The sequence below is a fragment of the Actinomycetota bacterium genome, from assembly GCA_030018275.1.
GTDB lineage: Bacteria > Actinomycetota > Aquicultoria > Subteraquimicrobiales > Subteraquimicrobiaceae > Subteraquimicrobium.
On sequence record JASEGB010000032.1, the window covers coordinates 1 to 2343 of the forward strand.

2 protein-coding genes and 1 pseudogene are annotated in these 2343 nt (G+C 43.4%); all 3 read right to left on the reverse strand.

Annotation, left to right across the window (positions count from 1 at the left end):
* Positions 1 to 211: 211 nt before the first annotated feature.
* The 3 genes and pseudogenes from QMD66_07840 to secG all read right to left on the reverse strand — a co-directional run bounded on the left by QMD66_07840 (position 212) and on the right by secG (position 2213).
* Positions 212 to 673 (reverse strand): annotated as a pseudogene (locus QMD66_07840) (ABC transporter substrate-binding protein).
* Positions 674 to 717: 44 nt separating this feature from the next.
* Positions 718 to 1815 (reverse strand): ABC transporter substrate-binding protein, encoded by a 1098-nt coding sequence (locus QMD66_07845; GenBank protein MDI6822733.1) that lies wholly within the window; start codon positions 1813 to 1815, stop codon positions 718 to 720.
* 167 nt (positions 1816 to 1982) lie between these two features.
* On the reverse strand, positions 1983 to 2213 hold the full coding sequence (secG, locus tag QMD66_07850; GenBank protein MDI6822734.1) for a preprotein translocase subunit SecG: 231 nt from the start codon (positions 2211 to 2213) through the stop codon (positions 1983 to 1985).
* Positions 2214 to 2343: the final 130 nt, after the last annotated feature.

Consider the following 2343-nt stretch of genomic DNA (forward strand, 5'->3'; position numbering starts at 1 on the left):
CAGGAACACTTCCAGCTGTTTCTAAAAGAGGTCTGCAAGATGACTCTTGAAAAAGGTTCTCTTGAACCAGTACTTGAAAGATTTATGCCAAAGGCAGCGTGGTATTCATTTGTGAATGAGCAATTAAATTTGCCAAACTATAGTCACCTTAGTAAAAGCTAAAGTCAAGAACCCTTTAACCCATGACCTATGACTTTTGACTCGCAGTAAATTACTTCGACAACCAGACGCGTTCCATAGGTGCATCATCCACTGCCGTACGAATATACCCGCGAACTCTGGATCCGATTACTCGGTTCGTCATATAGAAACCAATGGGAACTATCGATGCGTCCCTAAGGATTATTTTCTCCGCCTTTCGATAAAGTCTCACTCGTCTACTAGGATTTAATTCTCTCCTTGCATCCATTAATAACTTATCTACCTCAGGGTTCCTATAATGAGTTGTATTGTCCAGGCTGCTTGAGTGAAAGAGTGGGTATAGGAAGCTATCCATGGTGGGATACTCCGCTGTCCAATCCATGCGGAAGAAAGTAATCTCCCCAGCTTGAATCCTATCCAAAAGGGCTTCCCATTCGTAACTGGCAACATTAAAAGTAATCCCAACCTCTCCTGCCTGCGTCCGTATGGCTTGAGCAACTTTGTCGTGACCTACTCCAACGTCATAACCTAAAGCAAGGGGTGGAAGACCATTTCCATCTGGATAACCTGCCTGTTTTAAAAGATCCTTTGCCGAACGGGATTATGATTGTAAAGTATGGCTTCCTTCTGGAAACCGGGAATTCCCTTGGGCAGGATTCCCACGGCGGGCATCATGGCTCCCTCCCAAAGATCGCCGCAAATTGACTTTCGATCCAGAGCATAATTTAAAGCCCGCCTCAAATTTTGATTATTTCCCCAGAGATCGGCATCCATGTTGAATCCGTAAGAATAGAGACTGAGTATGGGCTCGATCAGTGCACAATCACCATATATAACCTTCGCCCTTTTTATCTGGCCCGGGGGAATCTCACAATCATCAAGATTTCCCGCCTTGAATTCTGAAAATCCCGACTGCTCATCATCAAAAATTTTGAAGACTATCCCATCCAAATATGGTTTATGCCCATAGTAGTCCGGATTTCTTTTGAGAACTATTCGCTGATCATGCATCCATTCAACGAACTTGAAGGGACCAGTTCCGCAAGGATTCTCTCCGAACTTTTCGCCATATTTCTGAACCTCCTCCTTGGGTACCGGAGAAAAAACGATGTGCCCAAGGATGGTTGGAAACTCAGCATAAGGATATTTCAAGGTCACCTCAAGGGTATAATCATCCCTTGCCTTAACTCCCTCAAGCCTCTTTGCCGTTCCCTCCTGGCAAGCCTCAAAACCCTTTATCGGAGCAAGATGATAAGCAACCTCAGAAGCTGTCTCCTTAACTGCAATTCGATTCCAAGAATAGACAAAATCCTGTGCTTTACACTCTCTTTCATTGTGGAATTTTACACCTTTCCTAAGTTTAAAAGTCCAAACGGTGGCACTCTTGTTGGATTTCCAGGATTTAGCCATGGCTGGTTTGACCTTCATGGTCTTGGGGTCGTAATCAACGAGTCCATCATAAATCTGCTTAGCAACCTGGATACCTTCCGATTCCTGTACATGTGCTGAGTTTAAAGTCAGCGGTTCCATGAGAAAATACCTAAAAGTTCCGCCCCTCACGGGTCCTTCGGTTCTATTGAGAGATTTCGATTTCCTGGTTTTCTTCTGGGCACAACCCGCTGTGGAGACTATTAGCGCAAGAACAAGCAAGAGGATTAACTTGCTTCTTAACACTCTTGGCAATTTTTACCTCCCCTCCCAATTTGGAAAATCTTAAACGAAATTTGAAAATTTCCTCCATTTGAAGGAAAGTGGAAAAATCCAAGCGTATCTGAAAAAAGCAAATAAAAAGCGCCTAAGAAAGGCGCTTACGCTTTGAATTTAAAAATGCGTTTAAGCATTTACCGCGGTGCAAAAATGTATAAGATTATCGATGTGACGCCGAATATGATCGCCAAGGCCACGGTGATACGAAAAAGGTTTCTTTCTATGAGAGTGCTTCCAGAGAAGGTGCTGGGAAGCCCTCCTCCAAAAGCCGAAGATAAACCAGTTCCTCTACCGGACTGGAGCAAGATGATGACAATGAGTGCCAAACAAACAATGATATGAATGGCGATGACGAACTTGAGCAAATATATCTCTCCCTTGAGGTTTGTTGCATAAAATATAACATAACAATTCTCCATTATCAATGGAGATAAGAGGGACGGTAGTGTCAAGATAATTGTGTAAATTCCTTCAAGGGTTTCTTCTCCCACTTAG